General features: G+C 43.4%; 18 protein-coding genes. 8 read left to right on the top strand and 10 right to left on the bottom strand.

Going from position 1 to position 14048, the window contains the following annotated elements; translation table 11 throughout:
- Positions 1 to 170 precede the first annotated feature (170 nt).
- A complete protein-coding gene (locus LC605_RS13940; protein ID WP_229548122.1) occupies positions 171 to 380 on the bottom strand; it encodes a hypothetical protein in 210 nt (69 codons plus the stop codon).
- A gap of 381 nt (positions 381 to 761) precedes the next feature.
- Positions 762 to 956 (bottom strand): hypothetical protein, encoded by a 195-nt coding sequence (locus LC605_RS13935; protein ID WP_229548121.1) that lies wholly within the window; start codon positions 954 to 956, stop codon positions 762 to 764.
- Positions 957 to 1079: 123 nt separating this feature from the next.
- Here LC605_RS13935 and LC605_RS13930 point away from each other — a divergent pair, with 123 nt between their 5' ends.
- Positions 1080 to 1643 carry a Uma2 family endonuclease gene (locus tag LC605_RS13930; RefSeq protein ID WP_229548120.1) on the top strand — a complete coding sequence of 188 codons (564 nt, stop codon included), beginning with the start codon at positions 1080 to 1082 and terminating at the stop codon, positions 1641 to 1643.
- Between the two features lie 510 nt (positions 1644 to 2153).
- Here LC605_RS13930 and lysS read toward each other — a convergent pair.
- Positions 2154 to 3839, bottom strand: a complete 1686-nt coding sequence (gene lysS, locus LC605_RS13925; protein ID WP_229548119.1) for a lysine--tRNA ligase — start codon at positions 3837 to 3839, stop codon at positions 2154 to 2156.
- Between the two features lie 130 nt (positions 3840 to 3969).
- Here lysS and LC605_RS13920 point away from each other — a divergent pair, with 130 nt between their 5' ends.
- Positions 3970 to 4527: a Uma2 family endonuclease gene (locus LC605_RS13920; protein ID WP_229548118.1), complete on the top strand. Its 558-nt coding sequence runs from the start codon at positions 3970 to 3972 to the stop codon at positions 4525 to 4527.
- A gap of 16 nt (positions 4528 to 4543) precedes the next feature.
- On the opposite strand, the gene LC605_RS13915 is transcribed toward LC605_RS13920, so the two are convergent.
- From LC605_RS13915 to yidD, 6 genes are all read right to left on the bottom strand, one after another.
- Positions 4544 to 4969, bottom strand: a complete 426-nt coding sequence (locus tag LC605_RS13915; RefSeq protein ID WP_229548117.1) for a hypothetical protein — start codon at positions 4967 to 4969, stop codon at positions 4544 to 4546.
- Between the two features lie 76 nt (positions 4970 to 5045).
- Complete coding sequence (locus LC605_RS13910; RefSeq protein ID WP_229548116.1) at positions 5046 to 6167, bottom strand: geranylgeranyl reductase family protein; 1122 nt, start codon at positions 6165 to 6167, stop codon at positions 5046 to 5048.
- A 453-nt stretch (positions 6168 to 6620) separates the two neighbouring features.
- Positions 6621 to 6842, bottom strand: coding sequence for a DUF4157 domain-containing protein (locus LC605_RS13905; RefSeq protein ID WP_229548115.1), 222 nt, complete (start codon positions 6840 to 6842; stop codon positions 6621 to 6623).
- A 117-nt stretch (positions 6843 to 6959) separates the two neighbouring features.
- Positions 6960 to 8051 carry a redox-regulated ATPase YchF gene (ychF, locus tag LC605_RS13900; protein WP_229548114.1) on the bottom strand — a complete coding sequence of 364 codons (1092 nt, stop codon included), beginning with the start codon at positions 8049 to 8051 and terminating at the stop codon, positions 6960 to 6962.
- Positions 8052 to 8096: 45 nt separating this feature from the next.
- Positions 8097 to 8294: a hypothetical protein gene (locus LC605_RS13895; protein ID WP_229548113.1), complete on the bottom strand. Its 198-nt coding sequence runs from the start codon at positions 8292 to 8294 to the stop codon at positions 8097 to 8099.
- A gap of 198 nt (positions 8295 to 8492) precedes the next feature.
- Complete coding sequence (yidD, locus tag LC605_RS13890; RefSeq protein WP_229548112.1) at positions 8493 to 8729, bottom strand: membrane protein insertion efficiency factor YidD; 237 nt, start codon at positions 8727 to 8729, stop codon at positions 8493 to 8495.
- A 61-nt stretch (positions 8730 to 8790) separates the two neighbouring features.
- Between yidD and LC605_RS13885 the strand changes: the two genes are divergently transcribed.
- From LC605_RS13885 to LC605_RS13875, 3 genes are all read left to right on the top strand, one after another.
- Complete coding sequence (locus LC605_RS13885; protein WP_229548111.1) at positions 8791 to 9492, top strand: diacylglycerol/polyprenol kinase family protein; 702 nt, start codon at positions 8791 to 8793, stop codon at positions 9490 to 9492.
- Positions 9493 to 10000: 508 nt separating this feature from the next.
- Positions 10001 to 10180 (top strand): hypothetical protein, encoded by a 180-nt coding sequence (locus LC605_RS13880; RefSeq protein ID WP_229548110.1) that lies wholly within the window; start codon positions 10001 to 10003, stop codon positions 10178 to 10180.
- Between the two features lie 330 nt (positions 10181 to 10510).
- Positions 10511 to 10867 (top strand): hypothetical protein, encoded by a 357-nt coding sequence (locus LC605_RS13875; protein WP_229548109.1) that lies wholly within the window; start codon positions 10511 to 10513, stop codon positions 10865 to 10867.
- 45 nt (positions 10868 to 10912) lie between these two features.
- On the opposite strand, the gene LC605_RS13870 is transcribed toward LC605_RS13875, so the two are convergent.
- A complete protein-coding gene (locus LC605_RS13870) occupies positions 10913 to 11812 on the bottom strand; it encodes an alpha/beta fold hydrolase (protein ID WP_229548108.1) in 900 nt (299 codons plus the stop codon).
- Positions 11813 to 12133: 321 nt separating this feature from the next.
- Between LC605_RS13870 and LC605_RS13865 the strand changes: the two genes are divergently transcribed.
- The 3 genes from LC605_RS13865 to frr all read left to right on the top strand — a co-directional run bounded on the left by LC605_RS13865 (position 12134) and on the right by frr (position 14023).
- Positions 12134 to 12688 (top strand): thioredoxin family protein, encoded by a 555-nt coding sequence (locus LC605_RS13865; RefSeq protein ID WP_229548107.1) that lies wholly within the window; start codon positions 12134 to 12136, stop codon positions 12686 to 12688.
- Between the two features lie 71 nt (positions 12689 to 12759).
- On the top strand, positions 12760 to 13488 hold the full coding sequence (pyrH, locus tag LC605_RS13860) for a UMP kinase (RefSeq protein ID WP_229548106.1): 729 nt from the start codon (positions 12760 to 12762) through the stop codon (positions 13486 to 13488).
- Positions 13475 to 14023, top strand: coding sequence for a ribosome recycling factor (frr, locus tag LC605_RS13855; protein ID WP_229548105.1), 549 nt, complete (start codon positions 13475 to 13477; stop codon positions 14021 to 14023). The genes pyrH and frr overlap by 14 nt, the downstream gene beginning before the upstream one ends.
- Positions 14024 to 14048: the final 25 nt, after the last annotated feature.

Below are 14048 nucleotides of genomic sequence, written 5' to 3'. Positions count from 1 at the left end.
AGTAAATGAATGCTCAATCAACTCTCAGGTGCGGTGACGCGTAAGGTCACCGCCACTTTGTTGTACGCGATCGCATAAATTGAGGGGTGACAAGCACGCATCAGTCGATAACCCGCAACTTGGGTTATTAGCTTTACGGGCTGGTTTGCGTAAGTCCTGTCACTGTAAAGTTATGTGACAACAATCAGGGTATTGTAACTGGGGACAATCCATTCGGGTTGGAAAGGTTGAGCGATCGCTGTAACTTCCATCTTCCAAGCCAAGGAGTAGCGCAGCGCCAGGGTTTTGGCTTTGTTGAGTCCGATTTCTGCATCACACAAGCACTGGCAAAAAACGTTAGCTGACTCAACGCGATCGGGGTCAACAAAGTAGAGTTTCACCTGTTTACCTTGCTGAGAAAGAACTCTACCTAAAGTGCATTTACCTTAACCTGCTGACGGGGCGACGAAATAAGCTAAAAAGCTTATGAGGTAAAGGATGCAGCAATTTATGGTAGAAAAAGATAGGTCTAGTTTTGTCAAGAAGACCAATAAGATTGATAATGTTACCTAAATTCTACCAAACACATCTCAAAAGTCAACTGAGTACTACCGAATATCTCTTGCTGCAAATTTTGATAACTGTACTGCAATCGATAAGTTTACGATAGTTCCTAATATCAAAGCAAACGCATCTAAAGTATAAGAATCCTTTAATAGCAGAGGTTTCGGCGTTTTTCCATTTAGCCGATTTTTCATCAATATCCTTATGCCGTAAGGATTTCAGAAATGTTGCAAAAAGTTAGCTTTACCTGTACGCAAGCGTTCCCTGTCAAACAGCAATCCTAAAGCTTGGAATTGTTCTTGGGCAGTGGTTTTTCCGTGTTGTTCTGAAATGTAAGATTTTAAAGTTTCAGATGTAACAGTGAGGTTGGCTTTGACAATGGCCTGTTCTGGTGTTAGCCATTTTGCGGTCATAGCTTTTTTGGCCTTGTTAACTGGTGTGCAAGCGGTTGTGGCGGTAGCCAGAAGTAGAAACTGTTTTTGAGACTACGGTACTGCTAGACTAAAACATATCCCCTTTGCTTTTCTTCGGGAGCCATGTCTACGGTAATTACCCAATCCCTGACTCTGGAGGAGTTTCTTAAGCTACCAGAAACAAAACCTGCAAGCATTTACATTAATGGTGAGATTATTCAGAAGCCAATGCCGAAAGGGAAGCATAGTCGATTACAGTTAAGGCTGTGCAACAGTATTAATGATGTTGCCGAAAGCGTGCATATTGCTTATGCCTTTCCAGAACTGCGCTGTAGTTTTGGTATCCGTTCAATAGTACCTGATGTAGCGGTTTTCAACTGGTCGCGTATTCCCTTTGCTGTTGATGGGGAAGCACCGAATGATTTTTTGCTTTCTCCAGACTGGACAATTGAAATTCTGTCTCCCGAACAAAGTTCAAATCGAGTCACAGGCAATATTCTCTATTGCTTAGATCATGGTTGCCAATTAGGTTGGTTGATAGACCCAGAAGATCGTTCCATTTTGGTCTTCCGTCCAAATCAACAACCAGAACTTTTGCAGGGTGATGAGCGTTTGCCAGTGTTAGCCGGGATCAACTTGGAGTTAACTGTAGCTCAGGTGTTTGGTTGGCTAAAAATGAGCAGTTAGAGAAACAGCTAAAACAAGTTCTCCACCAATACTCGTCGGTTAAGAATTTTTCGTCATAATTTTAGTGTGTAGAGACGTTGCACTGCAACGTCTCTACGGGATTGGATATCAGTTGATTTGTCCTAACCGAGCAGTATTGAGTTCTCCACAAATTTTTGATCACGTAAAAACAACGTGAGTTCGACGAACCTCTCCCTCCCAGCCTCCCTGTCCGTTTCGGAGAGGGAGGAGCAACGAAAAATTCAGCTTTTGCTCCCCTCTCCGTGTCGGAGAGGGGTTGGGGGAGAGGTCAAATAATACTTGTCGAACTCACGTTAAAAACAGGAGTTTCAGCCATCGTGAATCAGGAGTATTCACCATTGGTTTAAGAGCATAGATGCTTATAACCTACACCTCACTAGGCAAAGTTTGATTGGCGAATTACTAGCTGGGGAAACTCCTCTAGACAAGTTGACTGGTTGAAAGGAGAATCCCACGGCTGCAAGCCGTGGGAGGGTCAACTCTACTAACTCAACTCAGTTGTTCAAACTTAAATTTCCCTTTAATAAACTTGTTAAAGTATTGACCATCAGATGGTGCATTTTCTAAGGCTTCCTTTACACTCAGGGGTACTTTGAAATACTCATAAACACTTCCATTGTCAAATTCAATAGTTAATGTTTGCGTTGTTGGATCATAACGAAATTCTTTAATCAGGCTGCTGGGAGGCTTGAGTAAGGGGAAGGCGATCGCATCCCGAATACTGGCACAATCAGTTAATAACATCACCAACCGATCAATCCCAATCCCTAAACCACCTGTAGGCGGCATCCCATATTCCAAAGCTGTCAGAAAGTCCTCATCTACACCTTGGGCTTCTAAGTCGCCAGCAGCTTTTCTTTCAGCTTGTGCTTCTAAGCGTTCTCTTTGATCGATGGGATCGGTAAGTTCTGAGAAGCTATTCCCAGTTTCTCGCCCGACTATAAATAACTCAAATCTTTCCACCAAACCAGGTTGAGAACGGTGCGGTTTTGCTAAGGGCGAAATTTCTACAGGGTAATCAATTACAAAGGTAGGTTGAATTAAATTGGCTTCTACCTTCTCTTCAAACGCCAAATTTAGTAACTTACCAATTGATTGGGCTTCATCTATACCAGGAATACCAGCATTTTTACTTGCTGTTTTTGCTTCTTCCAAACTTTGGAACGAATTAAAATCTAAGCCTGCAAATTCTTGAACTAAATCGTGCATTGTCACCCGCCGCCAAGGTGGTGTTAAATCTATAGCTTCCCCTTGGTAGGTAATTTCCAATGTGCCGAGTACCTCTTGAGCGACAGTAGTAATAATCCCTTCTGTCAACGCCATCATATCATTGTAGTCGGCGTAAGCTTGGTAAACTTCAATCGTCGTAAATTCGGGATTATGGCGAGTCGAAATTCCCTCATTGCGGAAAATTCGCCCCAATTCAAACACCTTTTCAAAACCACCTACAATCAACCGTTTGAGATGAAGTTCTGTGGCAATTCGCAGATACAACTCCATTTCTAAAGTGTTGTGGTAGGTGATAAATGGACGTGCATCTGCACCCCCAGCTTCACTTTGCAAAACTGGTGTTTCAATTTCCAGAAAATCCCGTTCTTCTAAATAACGGCGAATACCAGCAGTAATTTGGGCGCGGCGGCGAAAAGTTTGTCGCACTTCGGGGTTAACAATCAAGTCAACATAACGCTGACGGTAGCGCTTGGCAACATCCGTTAATCCATGCCACTTGTCGGGTAGGGGTAACAGGGATTTGGTGAGGATAGTATATTGTTTAACGTAGACAGATAACTCGCCCTTTTCAGTCCGTTTAATAGTACCTTTGGCTCCTAAAATGTCACCTGCATCTGTAAGTTGTTTTAAGTGATTGAAGGCATCAGCATCAATATCTGCCATACCTTCTTGGATGCGATTTTTATCCAGATAAAGCTGAATTGTACCGGTTTCATCTTGCAAGGTGAAGAAAGCCAACTTACCGAAAACGCGACGCGCCATAATGCGACCGGCTATAGCAACTTCTAAATCAACTTCTTCACCACTGGATAAATCGGCAAATTGTTCTTGCAACTGCGCTGCATGATGGGTAGATTCCCAACGATAAGCGTAAGGGTTAGTCCCTAGCTGCTTGAGTTGTTCTACTTTCTCCAGCCTCGCGGCTCGGATATCTTCTTCCGACATGGTAACGAACTAAATAGGGCAAGATTAATTATAGATGCTGCGAAAGTTTACAGTGTAGAGATAGATATTTGTCCTTGAGGGCGCGTGCGTAGGCGTAGCCCTCCGGAGGCATTGCTAAAGGAAATATACAATGACACAAACCAGAGTGCGCTTGTGGAATGTAGACGAATATCACCGGATGCTTGAGACAGGTATTATCACAGATGATGAACGGGTGGAACTGATAGAAGGGCAAGTTATCCCGATGAGTGCCAAAAGTCCTCCCCATGCAGCAACAACACTGTGCGCGTCCGACTATCTGAAGCGGCTGCTAGCAGAAGTTGCTCTAGTTCGAGTACAAGATCCCATTCAGTTAAGCCAATATTCGGAACCGGAGCCAGATATCGCTGTTGTCCAGATTGATGCAAGAAAGTACATTGATCGCCATCCTGCACCGAATGAAATCTTTTTACTCATTGAGGTAGCAGATACAACACTAGATACAGATCGTAAACAAAAAGCGCCTTTATATGCTATGTCCGCAATTGCTGACTACTGGATTTTGGATGTGAATCAGCGTCAGGTTTATGTTTTCCGCGAACCGGGTTTGGAAGGCTACAATCTTGAATTTATTTTGCAGGAGGATGCAATGTTATCCTTGATTACATTTCCAGAAATTGAAGTCCAGATTAGTCAACTGTTTCCATAAGTTTAGCGATCGCATTTTATGTCTGTCCTGTTTTTAGCAGATGTCTAGATGAAATAGCTTTCATTTTCAAGTTAGTAAATTGCACGATCGCCTTTACCAAATCTTCCTGTTCTGGTTGTAAATTCAGTTTTTCTAGCCCTTGATTGATATTATTACCAGCCCGGAGGTGGTGAGTCAGTTGGGCACGCTGGGCTGAGTTTAACAGAGCCGCAATTTCCCTGTTTCTTCTCTGACGCACAGATTGGAGTTCTTGGCGTTGTAAAGGAGTCAAGTTCATCTCCGACGAGGTGGAGTAGCTTGCAGTTTTGGTAGTCTGGGCGAAAATAACACCAGAAGTAATATTGGTTTGAACGGGTGCAGCGAAGGCAATTCCCGGTATGAAGAGGACAAGAGCAAGAATATTAGCGAACACAAATAGCCGTTTTGTCAAGTAAATTGCCATATTCAGAAATGCCTATTACACAGTGGTGGAAGTTTGCCTACCTTTAACAAGTTGCTCAAGCAACTTGTTTGGTTAATTAACCTCCAAAACCAGGAATTAAACGCTTGAGGGCGCGACCAGCAACATCGCTATAGCGCAGTTCTCCACACATAATCTTACCCATAATTTTGGCACCAGAGGGGCGCTTAACACCAACTTTGTAGCCAATGCCAGGAAACCGATAGAATGCTCCACCTAATTTTTGCGCCCAAGCCATTTCAGTACCCCACTGTCCATTAATGGCTTCGCTATATTTTTCTAAAGCGTTCGTATCACCAGAAAGAGCCTCATTAATGGCTCCTGCTGCAATCAAACCGCTAAAAATTGATGGACGAATGCCTTCTGCTGTCATTGGATCAACTACACAAGCAGCTTCCCCAGCCAAAACCGCATTTTGGGTATGCAACTTTTGGTTGCCATTCCACAAGCAAAGGGGATAACCATATTGCTTGCTAGTTTTGATATCTAGATTAAACGATCGCGCGTACTCATCTAAAATCTTCTTAAAATCCTGGGGTTCGCCGCCGATAAATGTACCGACACCAAGGGAATAACCATCAGCTTTTGGGAAGTTCCAAATGTAGCCATTTTTCACTAAGCCAAACTCGAAGTGAATTGTAGATGTATCCTTGACATTTGCAGTAACTTCTGCTTCTAAAGCTGCTGCTAAACGACGTTTACGGTCTTTAAAGCCTAGCCATTTTGCCATTGGGCCTTTGGCACCATCAGCCGCGATTAAGTAGCGACCTGTAACTGGGCCATTGGCTGTGTTAACTTGCCAATAGTCGCTTTGAAACTCAATACCCGTTACTTCCGTATGATCTCGTAGTTCAGCCCCTTGCTTCTGTCCTTGTTGCACTAAGAAATGGTCAAAAATATCTCGTCGCACCATCCAAACTGGTTCTTTTGTGGCGATTTTTGCTTCTACGGGGTCGCCCAAATTCCAAGTAAAACGAAGGGAGTCGGCTTTTACAGAAATCGCTGGGCTAAAATCAAAGTCAAACCATTGAGCGATCGCTGGAGATACACCACCACCACAGGGCTTATATCTTGGCAGGGATTCTTTTTCTAACACTAATACTGAGCGGCCCTGCTTGGCTAAATGATATGCAGCTGTTCCACCAGCTGGCCCAGCGCCGACGATGATGCAGTCGTACATAAGGCTGAATTTTTGCTCCTCAATTAGTTTAAGCTAACGCGCCTACCAATACCGTTGTTAAATCAAGGCATTTTTTAATCCTTTTAAAAGCTGAGGAAAGATGATCACCTTTTACTTTCAGAAGTGCGAGGCCGTAAGCGACGCGCAAAGCGAGTCTTCTCCCAAAGGGAGACGATACCGCGCAACGAGCGTCATAGCCCGTCGTAGACATCGCTTTTTTGTGGGGAGATGAGATCCTATTTTTTAGTGCGATCGCAGTTACGAATTATAATTGCATTATTTGTAGGCTGGCTTGACGAAGGAAACACAACAGGGTGTTAAGTTGATTCTCGCATAATCCTCTGTTATCTCCTAATCTTTGGGTTTGTGGGGTTTGTTGGGTTTCGTGCCTCAACCCAACCTACGAGCGATCGCACTCAACCCAACCAAGATGTGATCGCCTTCCTGTTTGTCTCAACGCGCGAACACATCCTGTCCCGTCGTGAAAGCACGCGCCTGAATTGAGCGATTCAACTGGTGCGACTGACCATCGGTGTGAACCTTCACTCCACCGAAATCAGCGCCCATCGCTTGACCAATCGACCTTTGCAGTCTGGCATCTAAAGATTGTCCTCTTAGGCAATTTTTGAGAACGCCCGCAGAATGCAGGTTTTGGGCTATGGGTTGAAACCTCAATTTCCAAGCCTGAAACCGTTGCTGTCTATGGAATTTAGCTTTTTTGTCTAGCTCTGATCCTCTAATTTTGGCGAAGGTATTGTAAAATCATCGAGCATTTATGCAACGCCATTACCCCTACACATTAAATCGGAATAACATTACATCCCCTTCCTGCACAACATACTCTTTCCCTTCACTGCGAACCAACCCTTTCTCCTTCGCCGCATTCATCGAACCACTTGTCACCAAATCTTTATAAGCGACAGTTTCAGCGCGAATAAATCCCCGTTCAAAATCACTGTGGATTACACCAGCAGCTTGAGGTGCAGACATTCCGGCATTAATTGTCCAAGCGCGGGTTTCTTTAGGGCCACAGGTGAAATATGTCCGCAAGCCTAAAAGCATATAAGTTGCCCGAATCAATGATTTCAAACCACCTTCTTCCACACCTAAAGATGCGAGGAAATCAGCTTTATCTGACTCTGGTAATTCCACTAATTCAGCTTCCACTTGGGCAGAAACTATCACAACTTGGGCATTTTCTGTTGCTGCTATTTGCCGCACTGTTTCCACAAAATGATTACCCGTTGCCAACTCATCCTCAGAGACATTTGCGGCGTAGATAATCGGTTTATAAGTGAGCAGTTCTAATCCTTTAATAATTTCTGTTTCTTCTTCATTCAAGCTTACTTGACGCACCGATTTACCTTCATTTAAAGCCGCAGCTAATTTTTCTAAGACTGTGATTTCAAACTGTGCATCTTTGCTAGTACGAGCTTGTTTGCGAGTGCGGTCAATTCGCCGCTCAATTTGTGATAAATCCGATAAACCCAGTTCTATATTAATGATTTCAATATCTCGTGCTGGGTCAACAGAACCAGCAACGTGGATAATATCATCATTCTCAAAACAACGTACCACATGGACGATCGCATCAACTTCCCGGATGTGGGACAGGAATTGATTCCCTAGTCCCTCACCCTGACTAGCGCCTTTAACCAAACCGGCAATATCGACGAATTCAACCCGCGCCGGGATAATTTGTACCGAACTGGCAATTTTAGCAAGAACATTTAACCGTTCATCCGGTACTGCGACAACGCCGACATTCGGTTCAATCGTGCAAAAAGGGAAGTTAGCTGCTTCTGCTTTGGCATTAGCAACTACGGCATTAAATAAAGTAGATTTTCCGACGTTGGGAAGTCCGACAATTCCGGCTCTTAGCATTTTCGATTTTCGATTTTAGATTTTGGATTACATTACCAAGGTAATCTAAACAGGTTCCGGTATGGTTTGGGGAATTGGCCCTGGAACCGTCTGAGGAATGGGAGCAGGTACTGTTTCTGGTACAGGCCCAGGTAAGGGTTGGGGTATCGCCGGCCCCGGTACAGGTTCAGGACTAGGTAGCGGATTTGGGACAGGAGTAGGAATTTGTGGTTCTGGTATAGAAATCGCAGTGGGATTAATCATCGTAAGTCCAAATTAAATTATTCAACCTTCCCACGCTAGATGACAACCTCATCTCTTGACATCTCCCCAAATAGCTATACCCACCAACACATCCTTTAATAACTTACCGCTCTTCTCATTCTCAGCGTCCCTCTGCGCTTCCCTTTGCGCCCCTCTGCGTTTAAACTCCAACCTCAATTCGCCACCATTTGCACAAAACTACTCCTCCTTCACCCTTTCCACCAACTCTGGCACTGGATCATAACCACCTGGATGAAACGGATGACAGCGCAAAATCCGCCGAGTTGCCATCCAGCTACCACGCAACACTCCAAATCGTTCAATAGCTTCAATAGCATACATCGAACAAGTTGGTTGAAAGCGACAAGTCGGGAGAAACAACGGCGAGATAAACATTCGATAGCCCCGAATCAGCCAAATAAATAATAGTTTCATTGCAGTTACCCAAATCTTATAAATTAGTAACAGAGGTAAAAATTTTCATTTTGTTGCATCTTTGTTAATTACATTTTCTGATTTCACCTCAATCCCGGCTTTATGGCTGCAAATTGCCTTAGCTGCAATTTGGGTGTTACTCATCCTCCTGATTGCATGGGTGGTAAATCGCTTTGCCGACAAGCCAGAAATCGTGCGGAAGATAGTTCATATTGGCACTGGTAATGTGATTTTAATCGCTTGGTGGCTTGATATTCCCGCCAGTGTAGGGATTACAGCTTCTATTTTAGCGAGTGCAATCACCTTATTATCCTACCGATTGCCCATTCTTCCTGGTATTAATAGCGTTGGACGGCAAAGCTTAGGGACATTTTTTTACTCTGTCAGTTTTGGTATTTTAGTTGCTTGGTTTTGGTACTTGCAACAACCCCAATACGCAGCACTCGGAATTTTGATCATGACTTGGGGAGATGGACTAGCAGCCTTGATTGGGCAACGCTTTGGTAAACATAAGTATAAAGTTTTTGGTACGCAAAAAAGTTGGGAAGGCTCCCTAACTATGATGCTCGTTAGCTATCTTGTCAGTAGTTTGATTTTAGTTGGAACTCAAGGAAACAGTTGGCAAACTTGGGCGATATCGCTGATAGTAGCAGTTATAGCTACTGCTTTAGAGGCTGTTTCCTTTTTGGGTATTGACAATTTGACAGTTCCTTTAGGTAGTGCAGCCCTTGCTTTCTTTTTAAGTCAGTTAGTTTTGAATTAGTAAGCTGTCGCGCGTATAACTTGGATGGCGATCGCTATCCAAGGGAGTTTTCATAACTGATTTACTGGTTAAGCAGTCCGATCTCCATTTCAAGGCAATACGGTTCACTTAATCTTTTTTTTACGAACCACAAAGGCGCAGAGAACACAGAGAGAAGGAGAAGGAGGAAATGCTTAACCCAAGTGTATTGCACTAAAGCCTGGTGACTTCAACCCTCTTCCTTGTCTTAGTTGAGCGAGTCCTATCTGTGGGAATGCCATCAAGGTAATAATCCAACTAGTCTTGTACCCTCCGTTCCCAGTAGGCTTCAATCCGTAACGCCTACACAAGTCTTTCAACTCAGTAATAGTTTTGATTTCGAGTTCTGACCTTGTGAACATAAAATAGAGTTACCCATTTGTAAAAGTGGTATCGGTGAGTTACAAGTTTTCCAGGCAATTACTCACCGAATAATAACTTTATTCCGTTGTTAACATCGACTTCAAGCTATATTTACGTTTATACATAAATGCCTAAAGCTAAGGGTAAACCTGAAAATTTTGGAAACCAACCAAGCAAGGAATTAACCGAACAATTAAACTTTCGAGTCACCAAAGAAATGAAGGAAGAGGTAAAAGCTAAGGACGACCCTCCTGAGTTTTGTCGCCAAGCTATCCAAAAAGCCCTAGATGAAGATAGGGAGAAGTAGTTAAAAGTTTTTGGACTAATACTTTACGCCTAACGCTCTTTTATGACTCTGGAGAAAGAATAATCGAGGCGACTGGAAGTCGCGGCTACACAGGCAAAGTCCGCCTGCGCTGACTAACGTGAAAATAGGGTTTCAAATTTCATCTGACGAGAGTAATAAAAGAGCGCCAATGTGAATTAAAAGCTTTAATTTTGTAGGATGCGTTATGGACGCTAGTCCTAACGCACCGAAGATATCGGACTATATTTTAGATTTAGAAAGGAAATTGGACGATATCTTTGAACTTAACAATACTTATCATTATGTCAAAATTTTCTTCTCGGAGGAAAAATGATGCTTATAAATCGATTATTTAAAGGACTAGCTGTTGTATTGACAGTAATGGGAGGCATAGCAATTATTTGGTTATTAGTTAACTTGGTACAGTCGCAGCTAATAATATCGTCCTCTCCAGGCAGTTCTTTAGCAAGGCGTACTTTATTCGGTTTACAGGCTGCAAAAATTGAAATAAATCTCAGACTTGTGTTCATTGCTAGCGCAGTTGAGATTGCCTTATTCTGGCTACTAGTACTTCTTGATGTTGTCTCTCGACATCGTGGTTTAATAGCTACTTTAGTCCTCTTTATTTTCGTTGGAATTGTCGTCTTTATTGTTTACAGTAAGTATTCAAGTGTTTTTTTGAGCTGATTGACAAAATTTACACTATTCTAAATTCTAACCTCTCACAGATGATTACCGCGATCGCTCCAAAATCCAATCGAGTAAAATCGGATTGACTAACTCCGGCGCTTCATCCTGCGGACAATGCCCCACTCCCTCTAAAGGAATAAACTTTTCTACTTGAGGAAAGTTAGCTAATTCTCTCCCTAATTTAATTGGTTCCCACGGATCAGCTGTTCCCCACAAGATAATCGCCGGACACGCTAACAGTGGCAAAAGGTCTTCTGGTAGTGGCCCTGTAGAATAAGAAGTAAAGGCGAGAAAAACAGCTACAGCCCCCGGATCCCTTGCTGGTGAAGTGAGAATATCTACCAACTCATCTGTCACCATCTCAGGATTCGTGTATGCTTGTAGTAGAATTTTCCGCACCGTTTTTGGTTTGGCAAGTTGATTGAAAAAGAAATCGCCAACTGCTTTGATAGATAACAGGCGTTGCAGTAGAGGCGCTCCGTAACGACGAGACCAAGGTAAAGTTACCCGTTTGCGATCGTGCAACAGCCGTAAAGAACAGTTGAGCAAAGCAACTCCCAAGGCAATATCTGGGTTGCTGACTCCTGCTTGCATGGCTACAATACAGCCAATGGAATTTCCCACTAAAAAAGCTGGCTCACCCACTACTTCACGGCAAAAATCTGCTACTTGCTGTCCCCAAGTTTCTAGTGTGTAAGCAATTTGTTCACCAGGTTGAGGTTTTGCCGAAGCGCCAAAACCAATCAAATCGATCGCATAAACACGGCAATTTTGTGCTAATACGGGAATATTTTTCCGCCAGTGCCCCCAAGAAGCGCCAAATCCATGCACGAGGACAACAGCTGGCCCAGTGGTTCCTTGGGTTTGATAGCAGATTGGGAAATCTTGCCAAATCCAGGTTTTTGTTGAGGAAAGTGCTGTTTTTGAACTTGAGGTTGTCATGGGAATTTTGATAAAAATAACGCTAAAAGTCTTTCAGCAGCAGGGCGCAAGTCCAATTGTTTTGAATTTAAATAAAATTTATTCACAAGTTAGATTACGTCAGGATTAGCAATCATAACTTATCTAATGTGAGTCATAGTTTTTTAGATGTGAGCGAATTAGCATCATTGCTAGATTCAGTAGTTTCACAATTTACGACAGCCAATAAGAGTCTATAACATTGGCGAATATGAGGCATCGGCTAAGGGGTGGTTTGCAACTGGAAACTGACACTGAATTTAATAATATTTTTCTTGTTCCTAGTTCTGCGAGTCAGAAATCATGAATCTACTAAAAACAATTGATACTCCCGTTGGGAGCTACGCACCAGATTTTGAACTGCCAGGAATTGATGGTCAAGTACACCATCTTAGGCGTTATCTTGAGAAGTTCCGAGCAGTCGGCGTTATTTCCATGTGTAACCACTGTCCTTATGTGGAGTGGTATTTAGGCAGGCTAAAAAACATTCAAGCCGAATTTGCTGCAAAAGGCTTCACACTAATTGGACTCAATGGTAGTAATGTTGATCACGACACTAAGTCAAGCTTTGAAAATATGAAAGCTTTTGCCCTGCATCACCAGTTCAACTTCCCCTACCTGTGGGACTCAACCCAAGATGTGACCGCTAGTTTCGGGGCAACAAAAACACCAACGGCCTTTTTAATCGACACTAATGGTATAGTGCGATACAAAGGAACAATTGATAATCATCCTCAAGATCCATCATTGCTGGGAGATGATTATTTGAGAACTGCGATCGCTTCTCTATTTGATGGTCGAGAAATCGATGTATCACAAACAGAAGTAATAGGTACTACATTGATTTGGCGTAACTAGACATAGATTGTCCCTGTAACTGCTATCTTAAATTGGAGGCAATTGCAACTTTTTTGATAAAGCGTAACTTCATGGGAACGAATTACCGACGGGTTTTACTCAAACTGAGCGGTGAAGCCTTAATGGGCAACATGGGCTATGGCATTGATCCAGAAGTGGTCAAAGGAATAGCACAAGAATTAGCAGAGGTGATCGCCACTGGCACTCAAATTGCCATCGTTGTTGGCGGCGGTAATATTTTTCGTGGCGTGAAAGCAGCGTCGGCGGGGATGGACAGGGCAACCGCTGACTATATTGGGATGATTGCCACGGTAATGAACGCCATGACGCTGCAAGATTCGCTAGAACGCATAGGAGTACAGACGCGGGTGCAAACTGCGATCGCTATGCAAGAATTAGCAGAACCATATATTCGTCGTCGTGCCATCCGTCATCTTGAAAAAGGGCGGGTGGTAATTTTTGGTGCTGGTTCTGGGAATCCCTTTTTTACTACAGATACTACTGCGGCATTAAGAGCCGCAGAAATTGATGCCGAGGTGATTTTTAAAGCCACCAAAGTAGACGGAGTGTATGATGCCGATCCTCATATTTATCCCGACGCCAAGCGTTACAATAGCTTAACCTACACGCACGTTTTAGCCAAAGATTTGCGGGTGATGGATAGTACTGCGATCGCCTTGTGTAAAGAAAATAATATCCCAATTCTGGTATTTGACCTAACGGTGCGAGGTAACATCCACCGGGCAGTCTTGGGAGAATCCATCGGCACCCTTGTGGGAGGTTCTTGTGAAATTAGCTGAAGCTGAAAGTACGATGCAAAAAACCGTTGAGTCAACTCAACGAGCTTTTAACTCGATTCGCACTGGTCGCGCCAATGCGAGTTTACTAGATAAGGTATTGGTGGATTATTATGGTTCGCCCACTTCCTTGAAATCACTGGCAAACATTAGTACGCCCGATGCTACGACGATCTTAATTCAACCCTACGATCGCAGTAGTTTAAATATAGTCGAAAAAGCGATTTCCCTGTCAGATGTCGGTTTAACCCCCAGCAACGACGGTTCCGTGATTCGGCTGAATATTCCGCCCTTGACAAGCGATCGCCGTAAAGAACTCGTCAAAATAGCATCTAAGTATGCTGAAGAGGGTCGTGTTGCTATTCGCAATATCCGCCGCGATGTCATAGATGCCATTCGCAAACAGGAAAAAAATGCTGAAATTCCTGAAGATGAAGCACGAGATCAGCAAGATAAATTGCAAAAACTGACAAACAAGTACACTACCCGAATAGACGAATTGTTGGCAGAAAAAGAAAAAGACATCACGACTGTTTAACGGTACGCGAAAGTCCCTACCTTCA

The sequence above is a fragment of the Nostoc sp. CHAB 5836 genome, from assembly GCF_020829445.1.
Lineage (GTDB): Bacteria > Cyanobacteriota > Cyanobacteriia > Cyanobacteriales > Nostocaceae > Nostoc.
The sequence above is the reverse complement of the archived record's forward strand: the minus strand, read 5'-3'. Positions and strand labels throughout refer to the sequence as shown.

Excerpts from the sequence above, each read along its gene's own strand:
- LC605_RS13935 (WP_229548121.1), bottom strand. The coding sequence starts at position 956 with ATGACCGCAAAATGGCTAACACCAGAACAGGCCATTGTCAAAGCCAAC.
- lysS (WP_229548119.1), bottom strand. The coding sequence starts at position 3,839 with ATGTCGGAAGAAGATATCCGAGCCGCGAGGCTGGAGAAAGTAGAACAA.
- LC605_RS13915 (WP_229548117.1), bottom strand. The coding sequence starts at position 4,969 with ATGGCAATTTACTTGACAAAACGGCTATTTGTGTTCGCTAATATTCTT.
- yidD (WP_229548112.1), bottom strand. The coding sequence starts at position 8,729 with ATGAAACTATTATTTATTTGGCTGATTCGGGGCTATCGAATGTTTATC.
- LC605_RS13895 (WP_229548113.1), bottom strand. The coding sequence starts at position 8,294 with ATGATTAATCCCACTGCGATTTCTATACCAGAACCACAAATTCCTACT.
- LC605_RS13870 (WP_229548108.1), bottom strand. The coding sequence starts at position 11,812 with ATGACAACCTCAAGTTCAAAAACAGCACTTTCCTCAACAAAAACCTGG.
- LC605_RS13920 (WP_229548118.1), top strand. The coding sequence starts at position 3,970 with ATGACACAAACCAGAGTGCGCTTGTGGAATGTAGACGAATATCACCGG.
- LC605_RS13875 (WP_229548109.1), top strand. The coding sequence starts at position 10,511 with ATGATGCTTATAAATCGATTATTTAAAGGACTAGCTGTTGTATTGACA.
- LC605_RS13910 (WP_229548116.1), bottom strand. The coding sequence starts at position 6,167 with ATGTACGACTGCATCATCGTCGGCGCTGGGCCAGCTGGTGGAACAGCT.
- pyrH (WP_229548106.1), top strand. The coding sequence starts at position 12,760 with ATGGGAACGAATTACCGACGGGTTTTACTCAAACTGAGCGGTGAAGCC.
- LC605_RS13880 (WP_229548110.1), top strand. The coding sequence starts at position 10,001 with ATGCCTAAAGCTAAGGGTAAACCTGAAAATTTTGGAAACCAACCAAGC.
- LC605_RS13865 (WP_229548107.1), top strand. The coding sequence starts at position 12,134 with ATGAATCTACTAAAAACAATTGATACTCCCGTTGGGAGCTACGCACCA.
- ychF (WP_229548114.1), bottom strand. The coding sequence starts at position 8,051 with ATGCTAAGAGCCGGAATTGTCGGACTTCCCAACGTCGGAAAATCTACT.
- LC605_RS13930 (WP_229548120.1), top strand. The coding sequence starts at position 1,080 with ATGTCTACGGTAATTACCCAATCCCTGACTCTGGAGGAGTTTCTTAAG.